This window comes from Ruegeria sp. CDSC051, from assembly GCF_059610665.1.
In genome coordinates, this window is the sequence record NZ_JBXWOC010000005.1 from 167,213 (window position 1) to 184,243 (window position 17,031).

A 17,031-nucleotide genomic window follows, 5' to 3' on the forward strand; every position below is an offset into this window, starting at 1 on the left:
CCGTCACGCGTCCCCGACGCCATCAAGGAACACCAGAGGGTCAAAATCTTCGGGCTGATCATCCAGCCATTCTTCGGCCGCCGCCAATTCATCAGACTCGTAGGTTTCAGGCTTCCAGATCTGGAACGTGTCCCCAGCGGCAATAAAGAAGGCTTCACCCTCTAGGTCAATCTTGCTGCGCAGCTTGGCGGGTAGAACCAGACGCCCGGTCTCATCCACGTTTGTCGGAAAGGATTGTCCGTGGAACATGCGCTGCAGTGTCTTCCGCTGCATTGAACCCCGTGGAAGCGCATCAATCTTGGCGTCAACTTCGTCAATCGCCTGCATGGTATAGCATTCAAGGAATTTGCGCCGGTGGTCGCCATAAACAATTACAAGTTCGGGATTGTCACCGGGCTGCCAGTTGGGGTCAGAAGCCTCAAGCACACGGCGAAACGAGGCCGGGATCGAGACCCTGCCCTTCGTGTCCACCTTATGGTGGCTTTCACCTCTAAACCTGCGCGCCAAGACGACTGTCCCTTTCGCTTGCGCCCCACTTGAAATTCTCACTCCCCCCAGAATTAAAACGGCGGGTTGATCTGCTGCCACTGATCAACCCGCCGCATTGACCCGCTTTGCGGGATGTCCAGCTGCGCGCGCCACCTGGGGGGATGTCTGCTCGCCCGCGCGCCGGATCTCTTGATTGATGAAAGCGAGATGCCTGTATGAAACCTGATTTTATTGGTTCGGGGTCGTTTAGCGCCCCATGTGCCTCGTCCTCATCGGATAACCAAGGGATGGCATGGGAATTCATGGAAATCAATAGAAAATTTCTCACACTCACGTCCCAACTCACAATGTAATCGATAAGAAAATGAATGGAAACTCTATTTATACACCAGAATTAGAACACAACTACCTCAAAGCAACCATATATAGACAAATCAGAGAAATTATGAGCATCCCATGAATTCCCAACATTTTTTCACTTTCATCGATTCCCGGTAGATAGAGCCAGCAAATCCTCCATTCCAAACTACGAATCAACAAAGGTGGCTCGGTTCCCACGCACTCCCAAGTTACTAAAAACCACCTGAACCCACGATTTCCCATATACGCACGACCACAGCCATTCGGCTTCTTCGATAACCGTACCGAAGCAATCGGACCTTACGTCACGATCCTATGGTTTTCAGTGGAACCGCATTAGAAGCGACACCCTTGGCGCAACTCAAACCCATATTTTTAAGGCATATTCGATTGCCAACATTCAACTCTTCGATATCCATGCATTTGCTGCATAGCAGCATTGACGACGTCAACTATTGTGCAATCGCAGCATTTGCTTATTTTCATCCTCAAGCAAACGCCGAAACACTTCGGCACCAACACACGAAACGGGTTACGCAGATGGGTGTAGCAACACAACAAACCGCTCTGAGAAGCGCTCCGGCATTCGGCCTGGCTTCGATGATCGAAACCGCAAAGATCCGGTTTGCACGCTATCGGGCCTACCGCCAGACGGTTAACGAACTGTCCGAGCTGTCCGATCGCGAGTTGGCCGACCTGGGCCTGCACCGCTCAATGATCCGTCGGCTGGCAATGCAGGCCGCAGAAGAACAATTCGCGCGTTAAGCGCACAGCAATACAGAGATCAGACCCTACTCCTCCCTTGGGTCTGTAATCTGCGGCAACGTCTCTCCTCCTCCCTGACGTTGCCGCCTTTTATACCGGCCCTGGACGCCGGAAGCAGATACATCGGGGCTCTCCTCCTCCCTGCCCTGATGTTGAAAGTACGCGGCGACGTCTCTCCTCCTCCCTGACGTCGCCGCGTCTTCCTCATACCGGGATCAAACCCGGGTTCGGATACATCGGGGCTCTCCTCCTCCCTGCCTTGGTGTTGAAAAGAACGGCGGTTTCCTTCCTCCTCCCTGGGAACCGCCGTTTTTCGTTTCCCCCAAAGAAAAAGGCGCCCACCCAGGCGCCTTTCAAAACATTGAGCATGCGCCGTCAGGCGCATTCCTTTTGGTTAAAACGGAACGTCGTCCTTCGGAAAAAGATACTGGGCAACAACCTTCTTGGTGCCCGCCTTGTCGAACGCGACCTCAACCTTGTCGCCCTCGATGCCCTCCACTGCGCCATAGCCGAATTTCTTGTGAAACACCCGTTCACCCAGCGTGAAACTTGCCACCGCGGTTGCGTCGATCACCGTGTTGCGGGTTTCGCGCGGTTGCGACATGCCATATTGTCCCTGCCGCGCCTGCAGCCGTTTCCAGCCGGGTGAGTTATAGACATTAGCCTCAGCCGCGCGGGTTTCGATCCCGGCCGAGGGCTGCCCCCCGCCATAGAGCCCCGGAGGCGTCAGAACCTCGACATGCTCCTCGGGCAGTTCGTCAATAAACCGTGATGGCATCGAATTCTGCCATTGCCCGAACACCCGGCGGTTGGCGGCAAAGGAAATCGTACAGACCTCTTCGGAACGGGTGATGCCCACATAGGCTAGACGCCGTTCCTCTTCGAGCCCCTTAATTCCGGTCTCGTCCATCGACCGCTGCGACGGGAACAACCCGTCCTCCCAACCCGGCAGAAACACGGCGGGAAACTCCAGCCCCTTGGCCGCATGCAACGTCATGATCGAGACCTTTGCCCCGTCCGTTTCCTTTTCATTGTCCATGACCAGGCTGACATGTTCCAAAAACCCTTGCAGGTTCTCGAAATTGTCCAGCTGGTTGACCAGTTCCTTGAGGTTTTCCAGCCGCCCCGGCGCCTCGGGCGTTTTCTCATTCTGCCAATGGGCGGTATAGCCGGACTCGTCCAGCACGATCTGCGCCAGTTCGATATGCGTGTGCTCGGGCGCGCCATAGCGGATCGGAGACACCCCGTCATCAATGACGGTGTCATCATCCACTTCGATACGTGGTCCGCGTGTCATCGCATTCCACCGAGCCAGCCCGTCGATCAACTCGCGCAGCGCCTTGCCGCCCTTGCCCTTGATCAACCCCTGCTCGACCACGATCCGCGCGCCTTCGACCAGGGAGACCCCGTTTTCACGCGCCACCACCTGAATGGTCTGCTGCGCCTTGTCACCAAGGCCGCGCTTGGGCGTGTTCACGATCCTCTCAAACGCCAGATCATCCTCGGGGCTGACCACCAGCCGGAAATAGGCCATGGCATCGCGAATCTCCATCCGCTCATAAAACCGTGGCCCGCCGATCACCTTGTAGGGCATCCCGATGGTCAGGAACCGGTCCTCAAATGCGCGCATCTGGTGCGAGGCGCGCACGAGGATGGCTATTTCGTCCAAGTTCATCGGGCGCACGCCACGCGTCCCGCTCTGCATCGCGTCGATCTCTTCTCCGATCCAACGCGCCTCTTCCTCACCATCCCAATGGCCAATCAGGCGAACCTTTTCACCCTCTTCTCTGTCGGTCCAAAGTTCTTTGCCCAGCCGGCTTTCATTGCCCCGAATAACGTTCGAAGCCGCCGCCAGAATATGCGGGGTCGAGCGGTAGTTCTGTTCCAGCCGAACGACAAAAGCACCGGGAAAATCTTTCTCGAACCGCAGGATGTTGCCTACCTCGGCCCCGCGCCAGCCATAGATCGACTGATCGTCATCGCCAACACAGCAGATATTCTTATGCCCCCCGGCCAGCAGACGCAGCCAGAGATATTGGGCGACGTTGGTATCCTGATACTCGTCCACAAGGATGTAGCGGAACCAGCGCTGGTATTGCTCCAGAACATCCGGATGGGTTTGAAAGATCGTGACCATGTGCAACAGCAGGTCGCCGAAATCCACCGCATTCAGCTCACGCAGGCGGGTCTGGTATTGGGCATAAAGCTCAATTCCTTTGTTATTATAAGCTCCGGCATCCGCAGCAGGCACTCTATCCGGCGTCAGCGCGCGGTTTTTCCAGTCATCAATGATCCCGGCCAGCATCCGCGCAGGCCAGCGTTTGTCGTCGATATTGGCTGCCTGAGTCAGTTGCTTGAGCAAGCGCTTTTGGTCATCCGTATCCAAAATGGTAAAATTCGACTTGAGGCCCGCCAGTTCGGCATGGCGGCGCAACAGTTTGACGCAGATCGCGTGGAACGTTCCCAGCCACGGCATCCCTTCGGCAGGTCGGCCCAGCATGCGCCCGACCCGTTCTTTCATCTCGCGCGCGGCCTTGTTGGTGAAGGTCACGGCCAAAATCTCGTTCTCGCGTACCCGATGCGATCTGAGCAGATGGGTGATCCGCGCGGTCAGTGCCTTGGTCTTGCCCGTGCCGGCACCTGCCAGCATCAAAACCGGACCGTCCAGCCGCTCGACCGCTTCGCGCTGTGCCGGGTTGAGGTCGTTCAAATAGTCGGCAGCCACCGCAGGCATCGCCCGCGCCGACAGCGATGCGCCCTCGAAGGCGTCCATTTCGTCAAAACTGCTCATACGCTTAAACTACGCCGGATGGGCGCAAAGGGAAAGGCTTTGTTCACGGCTTGTTCACAAGCTTTTAAGATTTTCCTCGCGTTCAATTCTAACCAAATGAAGCGGTGTTCGACTGATGCCATTAACTCTCTGTAAAGCCTTAGGTCAGATGCTTGGCCCAAAGGTTTGGGAGCATATGGATATGGCATTGGCTGAGCGGGGGACGATCAATCATCGACTCAAATGGACCGGGATCACCCTATTGCTGATCAGCCTCGCCATTGGAGCGGGCTGGGGTGTCTATAGGCTTCCTGCGCCCTTGGTGGAACGGATGCTGCGGACAGATATCCTCAAACAGTCAGAATTGTGGAAACGCCGCGTTGTTTTGCATCTTGAAGACCCCGAAACAACGCTGCGAACCGGCCATATAGACGGGCATGACGCAGAGTTTCTGACCTCGATGCCCGAAGCATCGGATGTCTACCGGTTCAGGTTGTTCGACACGAGTGGACGCGTGGTCTGGTCCACTCGTCAAGGTGAGGTCGGCCTGCGCGAAGACAGCGCGTTCTTTCGCGCCGATGTTGCCCGGGGAATGGTGTACTATTTACAAGAGGTTGTGCCCCTATCCGAGATTGACGGCCTGGACTTGCACACAGGCAACATTCAGAACTCCAGTGCGCATCACATAGTCAAAGTCTTTATGCCGGTTACAAAAAACGGTCGCTTCATCGGTGCGATAGAGTTTTTTACCGATATCTCGGATTTGCGGGCGACCTTCATAACCCGGCTGAGAATTTCGCTGATCGTTCTAAGCGGTGTGGCCCTGTTGGCGCTGGCGATGGTGTCATTGGTGACCTACAGGACCAACCGGGCGCAACTGCGCTCTTTGCACAAACAATCCGAGAAAGAGCGTGATCTGATGGCTGACCAGTTGCGGCTGGCGCGTGAGGTGCGGCTGCTAGGGGAGCTGAACGAGTGGCTGCAATCCAGCCGTTCTCTGGATGAGCTGTTCGACATGGTCTCACGTTTTATGACCCATATCCTGCCCGAAGCAGAGGGCAGCGTTTACGTCTACTCGAACTCGCGCGATGTGCTTGATGGCTGCGCCAGTTGGAACGGCGGCACCCATAAGGCACATATCCACCCAGAGGGTTGCTGGGGCCTGCGCCGAGGACGCACATATGAATTCGGCGCCTCAGAGATTGACTTCATCTGCGAGCATGCCGAACCGCATGACGGGCGCCAATATTTCTGCTTTCCGATTCTGGCTCATGGCGAGACGGTTGGATTGTTGCATCTTCGGGCACATGAAAACTGCGAAGAAGAGTTTCACGTCAGCAGGAAACTGGCGCAGCTCTGCGCTGAACAGATCAGCATGGCCATTGCAAATGTGAGGATGCGCGATCAGCTGCACGACCAGTCCGTGCGTGATCCTTTGACCGGACTGTTCAACCGTCGTCATATGACGGAAACCCTGCGCAAGTCTATTTCACGCAGTCAACAGACCGGTGTACCGCTGAGCCTGATCGCCGTTGATGTCGATCATTTCAAGAAGTTCAACGACACTCATGGCCATGATGCAGGCGACATGGTGCTGCGCGCAGTCGGAGCCGCCTTGGAACAGGGCTGTGACCGGGACGAGGTTGCCTGCCGTATTGGTGGTGAGGAATTCATGCTGATCTTGCCGGACAACACCCCGGATGACGCGGTGAGCCGTGCCGAGAAATTACGGCAGTCGGTCGAAGCGGTCTCGGTCCGATACGGTGACAAGTCGCTGCCGCGAATAACGATTTCGGTTGGTGTATCGCATTACCCGGCGCATGGAACCATGCCGCAAGATTTGATGCGCGCCGCCGATGACGCGCTGTATATGGCAAAAGACAAAGGACGCAATCAGGTGCAAGTCGCCAAGGGAACGCCAACCGAAACCGGGTCCGCTGATAGCAACGGCCAAAAGGTTCGGACTTCAGGCCCAGTCGCGGCGGCGTGAAGCTCTAGCTAATACTTAGCAAAAACTCCAGTTACCCGGCGCCTGACTGCGCGGGCAAGGTAGCCACTTCTATACTTGTTAGCTTTCTCCAAGATCTTGGCCACATCGCGATCTTGCCAACCGTCCTAGCCAGCCCTATCGCTTTTGAGCGGCACAATCCCCAGACTCATAAACGGTCGGTGATCTTTCAGAGGATCGGATAAAGAAGTGACGCAATGATTTGAGGCAAGCGGTACGCAAACGATCTGCCCAAAACCTCTCGGGGCTGCACATCCACGATAACCGGACACGGTCAGGCCTTTCATTTCCAACGTGCTTGAAGTCAATCGGCTCGGCACCCGGCACGACCATGCGCGCAACTTGCCTGCTATGTCGAAACTTGGGAAAGCACCTGCCGACCGTGGCCAAAAAGTCTTTAATGAACACGCCAAATCAAGCCGCAATTCACCAGTCTTGATGCCGCAGCGCAGCAAGGCTATCAAGCATTCACCAACAGGAGGCGTTTGCGAGCGTTAACATGCCGGTTCTACCCAAATCACCGATATACCTGCGCGTATTGTTCGCCTAGAAGTTCGCCAAACAAACAGGACCGGGACCTGATATGACACATTTCGACAAGATCCTGATCGCCAACCGCGGCGAGATTGCTATTCGCGTGATGCGCGCTGCGAATGAGATGGGCAAACGCACAGTCGCCGTATATGCGGAAGAGGACAAGCTTGGCTTGCACCGTTTCAAGGCGGACGAGGCCTATCGCATCGGCGAGGGGATGGGGCCGGTTGCCGCTTACCTCAGCATTGACGAGATTATTCGCGTGGCCAAGGAATGTGGTGCGGATGCCATCCACCCGGGCTATGGCTTGTTGTCGGAAAACCCAGATTTCGTGGATGCCTGCGTCCAGAACGGGATCACCTTCATTGGACCAAAGGCCGAAACCATGCGCGCCTTGGGCGACAAGGCCAGCGCCCGCCGCGTGGCCATCGCCGCCGGAGTTCCGGTGATCCCAGCGACCGAAGTGCTGGGCGACGATATGGACGCGATCCGGTCACAAGCCAAAGAGATCGGATATCCCCTGATGCTCAAAGCATCCTGGGGCGGAGGTGGCCGCGGCATGCGCCCAATCGAATCCGAGGACGAACTGGAAGAAAAAGTCCTGGAAGGCCGCCGTGAAGCCGAGGCTGCCTTTGGCAATGGCGAGGGCTATTTGGAAAAAATGATTATCCGCGCCCGTCATGTCGAGGTGCAGATTCTGGGCGACAAACATGGCGAAATTTACCACCTGTATGAGCGCGACTGCTCGGTCCAGCGCCGTAATCAGAAAGTCGTAGAACGCGCGCCTGCCCCGTATCTCAGCGAAGAACAGCGCGCGGAAATCTGCGAACTGGGCCGCAAGATTTGCGCCCATGTAAATTATGAATGCGCAGGCACCGTCGAGTTCCTGATGGATATGGAAACCAGCAAGTTCTACTTCATCGAGGTGAACCCGCGCGTTCAGGTGGAACATACCGTCACCGAGGAAGTCACAGGTATCGACATTGTGCAGGCACAGATCCTGATCGCCGAGGGTAAATCGTTGGCCGAAGCCACCGGCGCCGCCAGCCAAGCGGATGTGCACCTGAACGGTCATGCCCTTCAGACCCGGATCACAACCGAAGACCCGCAGAACAACTTCATTCCCGACTACGGTCGCATCACCGCATACCGCTCGGCTACTGGCATGGGTATTCGCCTGGATGGCGGCACGGCCTATGCGGGTGGTGTAATCACGCGGTACTACGACTCTCTGCTGACCAAGGTCACGGCCTGGGCCCCGACGCCACAGGCCGCGATTTCGCGAATGGACCGAGCGCTGCGCGAGTTCCGTATTCGTGGCGTCAGCACCAATATCGACTTTGTCATCAACCTGCTGAAACACCCGACCTTCCTGTCGAATGAATACACCACCAAGTTCATTGACACGACGCCCGAGCTGTTCACCTTTAAACGACGCCGTGACAGGGGCACCAAGGTTCTGACCTATATTGCGGATATCACCGTGAATGGGCATCCCGAAACCAAGGATCGTCCCGAACCGCGTACCGATCTGAAAGAGGCCAAGGCCCCGGCCCTGAAAAGTGAACCGCAGATGGGCACCCGCAACCTGCTAGAACAAAAGGGCCCGCAGGCGGTGGCCGATTGGATGAAGGCTCAGCGCCAGTTGCTGATCACCGACACCACGATGCGCGACGGGCACCAGTCGCTGCTGGCGACGCGAATGCGGTCGATCGACATGATCAAAGTGGCCCCAAGCTATGCGGCCAATCTGCCGCAGCTGTTCAGCGTCGAATGCTGGGGCGGCGCCACTTTCGATGTGGCTTATCGGTTCTTGCAGGAATGTCCGTGGCAACGTCTGCGTGACCTGCGCGAGGTGATGCCGAACCTGATGACCCAGATGCTTTTGCGCGGTGCAAACGGGGTTGGATACACCAATTACCCCGACAACGTGGTGCAGGAATTCGTTCGTCAGGCGTCAGAAAATATCGACGTGTTTCGCGTCTTCGACTCTCTCAACTGGGTCGAAAATATGCGTGTCGCAATGGATGCGGTGGTCGAGAACGGTAAAATCTGTGAAGGCACCGTTTGCTATACTGGCGATATTCTGGACCCGAACCGTGCCAAATATGACCTAAAATACTATGTTGGCATGGCGAAAGAGCTGCGCGATGCCGGGGCTCATATTCTGGGCCTGAAAGACATGGCCGGCCTGCTGAAACCAGCCTCGGCCAAGATTTTGATTCGTGCGCTGAAAGAAGAGGTCGGGTTGCCAATCCACTTCCACACGCACGACACTGCCGGTATCGCCAGCGCCACCATTCTGGCCGCCTCCGAGGCGGGTGTGGACGCAGTGGATTGCGCGATGGACAGCTTCAGTGGCAACACTTCTCAGGCGACATTGGGCACTGTGGTCGAAGCGCTGCGCCATACGGAACGCGACACCGGTCTGGACATCAAGGCCATCCGCGAAATCAGCGACTATTTCGAGGTGGTCCGAGGCCAGTATGCGGCCTTTGAATCCAGCCTGCAGGCCCCTGCATCCGAGGTATATCTGCACGAGATGCCCGGTGGCCAGTTCACTAACCTCAAGGCTCAGGCGCGCAGCCTTGGCCTGGAAGAGCGTTGGCATGAAGTGGCGCAGATGTATGCGGACGTGAACCAGATGTTCGGCGATATCGTCAAAGTCACGCCTTCGTCAAAAGTGGTTGGCGATATGGCGCTGATGATGGTCAGCCAAGGGCTGACGCGCGCCGATGTCGAAAACCCGGACTCGGACGTGGCCTTCCCGGATTCGGTCATCGACATGATGCGCGGCAATCTGGGGCAGCCTCCGGGCGGGTTCCCTGATGCGATCATCAGCAAGGCGCTTAAGGGCGAAAGCCCCAACACTGACCGCCCCGGCAAAGACGTACCCCCGGTCGATCTGGAGGAAACGCGCGCCGAACTGTCCAAACAACTGGACGGCAAAGAGGTCGACGACGAGGATCTGAACGGATACCTGATGTATCCCAAGGTGTTCCTTGATTACATGGGTCGCCATCGGATCTATGGCCCCGTCCGCACCCTGCCCACGCGCACATTCTTCTATGGAATGGAGCCCGGCGAAGAGATCGCCGCGGAAATCGATCCCGGCAAGACTCTGGAAATTCGCTGTCAGGCCATCGGTGAAACCGATGAAAATGGTGAGGTCAAAGTGTTCTTTGAACTGAACGGTCAGCCCCGTGTGATCCGGGTGCCAAACCGTTTGGTGACATCAACCACGCAGGCCCGACCCAAAGCAGAAATCGGCAACCTCGCACATATCGGCGCACCGATGCCGGGTGTCGTGGCAACCGTTGCGGTTACTGCGGGACAAGAGGTCAAAGAAGGCGATATGCTTTTGACCATCGAGGCCATGAAGATGGAGACTGGCATTCACGCCGAAAGGGACGCCGTAGTCAAAGCCATCCACGTTCAGCCAGGCGGCCAAATTGACGCCAAGGACCTGCTGATCGAGCTGGAATAGCAAAAAAAGGCGCGCCTCTGGGGCGCGCCTTTTCCATTTCATTGGGTTAAGGTTCAGCCGTCTACGGTTTCTTCTTCAACCTCATCTTCGACCAACTCCTTTTCTGTTTCATCATCAAAAACATCATAATCCGCAAGCGCCGGCAGACCCAGCAGGTCGTGCAGCTCGTTCAGGGCGTCGTTAGACAACTCGCGACCGCCGGTCAGAGTATCCAGAGCCTCTTGCGGGTCAGAAGATCCGGCCAGGTTTGTCTCGGCCTCCTCTACAGCCAGCTCAGCCTCTTCGACCGCTTCGTCGTACTTGTCCTGAGCGGTGATGCCCTCGGCAAGCTCGTCCTCGGTCGGCTCATAGGCCTCTTCGATCTCTTCTGCGGTCAGTTCCTGCAGGTCTTCCAGATCGTCGTTCTTATCCTGCAGATCTGTCGTCGCGTCGGTATGACCAAGGATGTTCTGCTGATAAGAGTACAGCTTTCCTGGCATACTGTTCGGGGACGCATTCATAAGAGCCGTTTGGCTGGCATGGGCCGCGTTCAGACCTTTAAGCTCCGATGCAATTTTGCCGTGCTTGTTGGGGTGAACCGGCTTCTCATCAACGACAGCAGTGGTAACTTTGGTCATCTTGGCAGGTTTCTTATTGCCCTTGACCAGATTACCAATCGAAGCGACCAGCCCGTTTTTCTTTTGAGTCGTAGCGCCCGTTTTGGCAGTTTTTTGCTTTTTCAGGCCAAGACTGGCGAGCAACCCTTTGCCCGTCCCCTTTTTACCCAAGGACTTGCCACCTTTCACCTGTGAGGACTTGTCGCCAGACTTATCCGCGCCGTTCCCATTTCCACCACCATTGCCTTTGCCACCGCCATTGCCGCCGCCATTTTTGGCGATGGCCATATCAGGTGCGGCAACAACTGCCACAAAGCTTACAGCGCCAAGCAGCAGAAATGAGGTGCAACTACACGCGAAAGTAACAAGAACCGCTTCATATTATTCACCTGTCCTTCTTGAGCAGTGGCAGCAGATACCACAAAATCAAGCACCTGAGATAACGTTGACAGTTAGTTAATAATTGAATTTGGGTAAAACGGTGGCCTTTTTCGGCGTGAGCGACCCACCGCGCTCACACCGCCAGCACAATATTGGCTATTGCAGCTACGAGGATTGAACCAAATGTCAGCAGCATTCCGATTTGCCTGAGGATAACGATCTGCGGAGACCTGCCAAACCCATATGCATGAAGCAGGCGACCACCCAGCAAGGCCAATCCCAACAGGTTCAACAGCAACCCGCTGGCGCCCTGCAATTCAACCATCGCCATCAATAACAGCGCAAACGGCGCGTATTCCGCGAAATTGCCATGAGTTCGGATCGCCTTGATCATTTGCCCCTTGCCACCATCCCCGTAGGAAACCTTTTCGCCCCGTCGGTGGCCAATGACCCGAAGGCTCAGCGCCAGATACAAAAAGGCGGCTAATGCCGCATAAACCGGTGTAATTGTCAGCATGGGTGGCTCCGTCTATTAATATTCCTAAGCTCTGGGCAAAGCTTAACGCGGAATCTCGACCGGTCCAGTTGAACCGGGCTGCTGCTACGCGAGGTCAAGTCTGTCTGGATTTCCTCCGCACGAGAAGATTTTTTGCAAAAGTCGCGTTTTTCCCCTTGCAGCTTTCCGCCAGAATTAATACTTCACGCCTCACTCAACGGCGCGGGCGTAGCTCAGGGGTAGAGCATAACCTTGCCAAGGTTAGGGTCGGGCGTTCGAATCGCCTCGCCCGCTCCATTGAGAGGTCTCCGGACCAAATATGTATCTGATGCGGGCGTAGCTCAGGGGTAGAGCATAACCTTGCCAAGGTTAGGGTCGGGCGTTCGAATCGCCTCGCCCGCTCCAGATACAAACCCTCTCACTCAACGCTGTTTTCTTATGGCGCGGCCTGCTGAAAAAGCATGACCCGCGTATATGTTCATATGCCGCAACCGAACAAAGCCACCTTCACATTGGCCGCGCGGACGGCGCATAAGAACGTCTTTGACACCGCGCCGAAGTACTCCGATCACGACCCGGACCGAATCTTCCGCGTGACAACGTTTGAGCAGGGCTAGAAGGCCTTGAACGTCATTGTGGTCAGCGAGCGTTCTATACCCGAGATCACCAGCAGATTTTCATTGATGAAATGTCCCACATCCTCGGCCTCGGGGATGTAAAGCTTCAGCAGCAGGTCATATTCGCCGCTGGTAGAGTAGAGCTCCGAGTGGATTTCGCGCAACGCGATCTCTTCAGCCACCTTGTAAGTGGTGCCGGGTTTGCAGCGGATCTGGATGAAAACACAGGTGGACATGGGCCGGGCCTTGTTGGTTGAGTTGGCCGCAGGCTGACATGGGCTGCGCCCGGGCGCAATCCCCTGCAACAGTTTGCGGCGATTGCGACGGATGGTCTGGATCAACCCGCCCTACCCCGTCTATAAGCACGCCTGTAGTAAAAGGAATTCGCCCATGCGCAGCGCAAAGATCAGCCGTCAGACCGCCGAAACCGAGATCACGGTCGAGGTCAATCTGGATGGGACTGGCCAGTATGACAATCAGACCGGCGTCGGTTTCTTTGACCACATGCTGGATCAGTTAGCGCGCCATTCTCTGATCGACATGACGATCCGCGCCAAGGGCGATTACCACATCGACGACCACCACACGGTCGAGGATACCGGAATCGCACTGGGGCAAGCGTTGACACAGGCCTTGGGCGACAAAAAGGGCATCCGGCGGTATGGCGAATGTCACCTGCCGATGGACGATGCACAGGTGCGCTGTGCGCTGGATCTGTCAGGGCGACCGTTTCTGATCTGGAACGTAGACCTGCCGACACCCAAGATTGGCACCTTCGACACTGAACTGGTGCGCGAGTTCTTTCAGGCGCTGGCCACTCATGGCGGCATCACGCTGCATATCGACCAGTTGCACGGGTTCAACAGCCACCACATCGCAGAAGCGGCGTTCAAAGCTGTCGCGCGCGCATTGCGCGACGCGGTTGAGACCGATGCGCGCAAAGCAGATGCGATTCCGTCGACCAAGGGCGCGTTGTAAATGCTCACCGCCATTATCGACTATGAAAGCGGCAATCTGCATTCCGCTGAAAAGGCGTTTCAGCGCATGGCGCGGGAACTGGACGCCGGCGAGGTCGTAGTAACTTCAGACGCGGATGTCGTGGCGCGCGCCGACCGGCTGGTGCTGCCCGGTGACGGCGCTTTCCCTGCCTGCGCGGCCGAGCTGCGCGGGCACAAGGGTATCTATGACGCGATGGTCGAAGCGGTCGAGCAGAAAGCCCGCCCATTTCTGGGTATCTGCGTGGGTATGCAGCTGATGGCCTCGAAAGGTCATGAGTACACTGACACCGATGGGTTGGACTGGATTGCTGGGGATGTGGTGCAGATCGCGCCGTCAGACCGATCGCTGAAAGTGCCCCATATGGGCTGGAACGATCTGGTGTTGGAAAGCGACCACCCGGTTTTTGCCGGGGTCAAGTCAGGCGATCACGCCTATTTCGTCCACTCATACCATTTCCGGGTCAGCGATCCGGCACTGCGTCTGGCCTATGTGGATTACGGTCAGGACGTCACGGCCGTGATTGGCCGTGACACTATGGTCGGGATGCAGTTCCATCCTGAGAAAAGTCAGGATGTTGGCCTGCGCATGATCGGGAATTTCCTGACCTGGACGCCCTGAGCGGTTACTGAACCCGTGTCCAGTCCTGCCCGCGACACACCAATCCACCCGCAACACAACCTTTGACGGTCAGTTTGTTCTGGCTGTCCAGGGTCATTTTCGAGCTGTAGGTCTTGTCTCTGTCCGGAGCCCAGATCTTGCCCCCGCCATAGGTGCCGTCGCCATCGGGCACCATATCCCAGATGATCTGCTTGCCGAGGTTTTCATATTCCAACTGTTCATTCCCGTCTTTGTCAAAAGCGGTATCGATGGTACCGCAAATCGCGCTTCCGCATTCGGCGATCGAAACATGCAGATATCCGCCGGTGTCTCCGGGTTGGGTTTTCCAAAGACCATCAACCGGGTCGGCCGTCGCCGCTCCCGAAATCAGAGATGCCAGCCCCAAGGCTGCTGCAAAAGTTGTTTTCTTCATAAAATCCTCCCTATTTGACCAGCACTCTGGCGCGCTGGTGGACGTGGGGCAAGATTGACTTTGCGTCGCGTTGCATCCCCTGCCCTGCCTGTGCGATATCCCGCCGGGAAAACAGCGATTCAAGGCCTGACAACATGATCCTCTATCCTGCCATCGACCTCAAAGACGGACAGGCCGTGCGCCTGCTGCGCGGAGAAATGGACAAAGCGACCGTGTTCAATGAAGACCCCGCCGCCCAGGCCCGTGCCTTTGTCGACGCGGGGTGCGAATGGCTACATCTGGTTGACCTGAACGGTGCCTTTGCCGGTGAGCCGGTCAACGCCGCCCCAGTCGAGGCAATTCTGAAGGAATGCAACGTTCCCGCCCAGCTTGGCGGCGGTATCCGCGACATGGCCACCATTGAAACCTGGATCGACAAAGGTCTGGCCCGAGTGATTCTGGGCACAATCGCGGTCGAGAACCCGGATCTGGTGCGCAAGGCGGCCAAAGCCTTTCCCGGCAAAGTTGCCGTTGGCATTGATGCCCGCAACGGCATGGTCGCGACCAAAGGCTGGGCTGAAGAGACGAATGTGCAGGTCACTGATCTGGCGCGCAGCTTCGAGGATGCCGGCGTTGCTGCAATCATCTATACTGATATCAACCGCGATGGCGCGATGCAGGGCCCTAACATTGAGGCCACCGCGGACTTGGCCCGTGCCGTATCGATCCCGGTGATCGCGTCAGGCGGCGTCAGCTCATTGGATGATCTGATTGCTCTGCGTGATTGCGGTGTGGAACTGAACGGCGCGATTTCCGGCCGGGCGCTGTATGACGGCGCGATTGACCTGGCAGAGGCCATTCGCGCCCTGACCTGATTTACTGCGCGGCAGCCGCAGTCAGCTTTGCCAGCGCCCCGCGCATTTTCTCGATGATGGGAGAGTTTTCGACCGCGTCGAACTCATCCATCGTCTCTTTTGGATCTTCATAGATCAGCCAAACCTGACCGTCGGCATCTTCATACGCTTGCACCTTGAGCGGCAGGAACAGTCCGGCACGGGGGTCGATCTGCATTGCAGGCGTACCCAGCGCAGGATTGCCGAAAATCAGCACCTGATTGGGCGGGATCGGCGTTCCGACCTTTTCAGCTCCGGCGGCGTGGTCGATCCGCGCAAAAACCGTTGCACCCGCGTTGCCAATCGCCGTCTCAAGCGCGTCCAGCGCCTGGGTCACCGATTTGTCGGTCTTCATCTTGATGATATCGTCAGCCATTGCGGCAGCTGCTCCTGCGAAAATGAAAGTGGTTGCTAAAAAGAGTCTACGCATCTCATTGATCTCCTGATGAATTGGGGACAGTTTTCACAGGTTCCAGAGTTGTGACAATCACAAGTCTGGCATCGGCGGGGCTTTGCCGTTAGAGGTGCGCCAACAAAGGACGAGAGATGCTGAAAACCCGTATCATACCCTGTCTGGATGTCGCCGATGGCCGCGTTGTCAAAGGTGTTAACTTTGTTGGCCTGCGCGATGCGGGTGACCCGGTGGAATCCGCCAAGGCCTATGACGCGGCAGGCGCTGACGAGATTTGCTTTCTGGACATCCATGCCACCCATGAAAACCGCGGGACCATGTTCGATGTGGTGCAGCGCACAGCGGAACAGTGCTTTGTACCCCTGACCGTTGGCGGCGGCGTGCGGACCAAGGAAGACGTGCGCGCTCTTTTGCTGGCGGGTGCAGACAAGGTCAGCTTCAACTCGGCGGCAGTGGCAAACCCGGATGTGATCGCCCAAGCCGCCGATCAATTCGGCAGCCAGTGCATCGTCTGTGCCATCGACGCCAAAACCGTCAGCCCCGGCAAGTGGGAAATTTTCACTCATGGCGGACGCAAGCCCACTGGCATCGACGCGGTCGAGTTCGCCAAAACCGTCGTCGCCAAGGGCGCGGGTGAAATTCTGCTGACCTCGATGGATCGCGATGGTACCAAAGCCGGGTTCAACTTGCCTCTGACACGCGCCATTTCGGATGCTGTCAATGTACCAGTGATCGCCTCGGGCGGGGTTGGAACTCTGGATCATCTGGTCGAAGGCGTCACCGAAGGCGGTGCCAGCGCTGTCCTTGCCGCATCGATCTTTCACTTCGGCGAATTCACCATCCGCGAGGCCAAGGAACACATGGCCGCCGCTGGCATCCCGATGAGGCTTACATGAGCATTCTGCACGAGCTGGCCCAAACGATTGAGGCCCGCAAAGGGACGGATCCTGAAGGCAGCTGGACCGCCAAGCTGTTGGCCAAAGGCCCCGAGAAATGCGCCGAAAAATTCGGCGAAGAGGCGGTTGAGGCCATCATTGAGGCGGTTAAGGGCGATCAGGCCAAGCTGACCTCAGAGGCGGCGGATGTACTGTATCACCTGCTGGTCATGCTGGCCGCGCGCGATGTGGCGCTGGATGATGTGTTGGCCGAACTGGCCCGGCGTCAGGGCACCAGCGGCATCGCGGAAAAGGCCGCGCGACCCAAGGGGTGACGCAG

Annotated in this window: 16 protein-coding genes and 2 tRNA genes; 11 read left to right on the top strand and 7 right to left on the bottom strand. The window is 56.9% G+C overall.

The annotated features are described in order from the left end of the window. Positions 1–3: 3 nt before the first annotated feature. On the bottom strand, positions 4–471 hold the full coding sequence (mraZ, locus tag AC2FH0_RS13475; protein WP_246097158.1) for a division/cell wall cluster transcriptional repressor MraZ: 468 nt from the start codon (positions 469–471) through the stop codon (positions 4–6). Positions 472–1,389: 918 nt separating this feature from the next. Here mraZ and AC2FH0_RS13480 point away from each other — a divergent pair. Beyond that, positions 1,390–1,614 (top strand): DUF1127 domain-containing protein, encoded by a 225-nt coding sequence (locus AC2FH0_RS13480; protein WP_496708769.1) that lies wholly within the window; start codon positions 1,390–1,392, stop codon positions 1,612–1,614. A 394-nt stretch (positions 1,615–2,008) separates the two neighbouring features. Here AC2FH0_RS13480 and AC2FH0_RS13485 read toward each other — a convergent pair whose 3' ends face one another. Next, positions 2,009–4,405, bottom strand: coding sequence for an ATP-dependent helicase (locus AC2FH0_RS13485; RefSeq protein WP_496789573.1), 2,397 nt, complete (start codon positions 4,403–4,405; stop codon positions 2,009–2,011). 181 nt (positions 4,406–4,586) lie between these two features. On the opposite strand from AC2FH0_RS13485, the gene AC2FH0_RS13490 reads away from it, so the two are divergent. Continuing rightward, complete coding sequence (locus AC2FH0_RS13490) at positions 4,587–6,374, top strand: sensor domain-containing diguanylate cyclase (RefSeq protein ID WP_142635191.1); 1,788 nt, start codon at positions 4,587–4,589, stop codon at positions 6,372–6,374. Between the two features lie 601 nt (positions 6,375–6,975). Continuing rightward, a complete protein-coding gene (locus AC2FH0_RS13495; protein ID WP_281994913.1) occupies positions 6,976–10,413 on the top strand; it encodes a pyruvate carboxylase in 3,438 nt (1,145 codons plus the stop codon). Between the two features lie 53 nt (positions 10,414–10,466). On the opposite strand, the gene AC2FH0_RS13500 is transcribed toward AC2FH0_RS13495, so the two are convergent. Continuing rightward, a complete protein-coding gene (locus AC2FH0_RS13500; protein ID WP_496694808.1) occupies positions 10,467–11,297 on the bottom strand; it encodes a hypothetical protein in 831 nt (276 codons plus the stop codon). Positions 11,298–11,523: 226 nt separating this feature from the next. Continuing rightward, entirely contained in the window at positions 11,524–11,907 is a 384-nt protein-coding gene (locus AC2FH0_RS13505; RefSeq protein WP_496690910.1) for an MAPEG family protein, read from the bottom strand. Positions 11,908–12,108: 201 nt separating this feature from the next. On the opposite strand from AC2FH0_RS13505, the gene AC2FH0_RS13510 reads away from it, so the two are divergent. The 3 genes from AC2FH0_RS13510 (at position 12,109) to AC2FH0_RS13520 (ending at position 12,503) form a co-directional block, all read left to right on the top strand. After that, positions 12,109–12,183: transfer RNA gene (locus AC2FH0_RS13510), tRNA-Gly, on the top strand. A 33-nt stretch (positions 12,184–12,216) separates the two neighbouring features. After that, positions 12,217–12,291, top strand: a tRNA-Gly gene (locus AC2FH0_RS13515). A gap of 56 nt (positions 12,292–12,347) precedes the next feature. Further along, positions 12,348–12,503 (top strand): hypothetical protein, encoded by a 156-nt coding sequence (locus AC2FH0_RS13520; protein ID WP_185956685.1) that lies wholly within the window; start codon positions 12,348–12,350, stop codon positions 12,501–12,503. On the opposite strand, the gene AC2FH0_RS13525 is transcribed toward AC2FH0_RS13520, so the two are convergent. After that, positions 12,500–12,739, bottom strand: coding sequence for an Lrp/AsnC family transcriptional regulator (locus AC2FH0_RS13525; RefSeq protein WP_142636899.1), 240 nt, complete (start codon positions 12,737–12,739; stop codon positions 12,500–12,502). The genes AC2FH0_RS13520 and AC2FH0_RS13525 overlap by 4 nt on opposite strands. A gap of 154 nt (positions 12,740–12,893) precedes the next feature. Here AC2FH0_RS13525 and hisB point away from each other — a divergent pair, with 154 nt between their 5' ends. Both hisB and hisH read left to right on the top strand, forming a co-directional pair. Continuing rightward, on the top strand, positions 12,894–13,481 hold the full coding sequence (hisB, locus tag AC2FH0_RS13530; protein WP_142636880.1) for an imidazoleglycerol-phosphate dehydratase HisB: 588 nt from the start codon (positions 12,894–12,896) through the stop codon (positions 13,479–13,481). Further along, positions 13,482–14,120, top strand: a complete 639-nt coding sequence (gene hisH / locus AC2FH0_RS13535; RefSeq protein ID WP_496789575.1) for an imidazole glycerol phosphate synthase subunit HisH — start codon at positions 13,482–13,484, stop codon at positions 14,118–14,120. Between the two features lie 4 nt (positions 14,121–14,124). On the opposite strand, the gene AC2FH0_RS13540 is transcribed toward hisH, so the two are convergent. Beyond that, entirely contained in the window at positions 14,125–14,532 is a 408-nt protein-coding gene (locus tag AC2FH0_RS13540) for a DUF2147 domain-containing protein (RefSeq protein ID WP_496690914.1), read from the bottom strand. A 134-nt stretch (positions 14,533–14,666) separates the two neighbouring features. On the opposite strand from AC2FH0_RS13540, the gene hisA reads away from it, so the two are divergent. Then, on the top strand, positions 14,667–15,386 hold the full coding sequence (gene hisA / locus AC2FH0_RS13545; protein ID WP_496690915.1) for a 1-(5-phosphoribosyl)-5-[(5-phosphoribosylamino)methylideneamino]imidazole-4-carboxamide isomerase: 720 nt from the start codon (positions 14,667–14,669) through the stop codon (positions 15,384–15,386). 1 nt (position 15,387) lies between these two features. Here hisA and AC2FH0_RS13550 read toward each other — a convergent pair whose 3' ends face one another. Continuing rightward, positions 15,388–15,780, bottom strand: coding sequence for a DUF302 domain-containing protein (locus AC2FH0_RS13550; RefSeq protein WP_496690916.1), 393 nt, complete (start codon positions 15,778–15,780; stop codon positions 15,388–15,390). A 170-nt stretch (positions 15,781–15,950) separates the two neighbouring features. On the opposite strand from AC2FH0_RS13550, the gene hisF reads away from it, so the two are divergent. Next, the gene (hisF, locus tag AC2FH0_RS13555; RefSeq protein WP_271949509.1) at positions 15,951–16,712 is read left to right on the top strand and encodes an imidazole glycerol phosphate synthase subunit HisF; all 762 of its coding nucleotides are present in this window, start codon (positions 15,951–15,953) and stop codon (positions 16,710–16,712) included. Further along, on the top strand, positions 16,709–17,026 hold the full coding sequence (locus AC2FH0_RS13560; RefSeq protein WP_142636868.1) for a phosphoribosyl-ATP diphosphatase: 318 nt from the start codon (positions 16,709–16,711) through the stop codon (positions 17,024–17,026). The genes hisF and AC2FH0_RS13560 overlap by 4 nt, the downstream gene beginning before the upstream one ends. Positions 17,027–17,031: the final 5 nt, after the last annotated feature.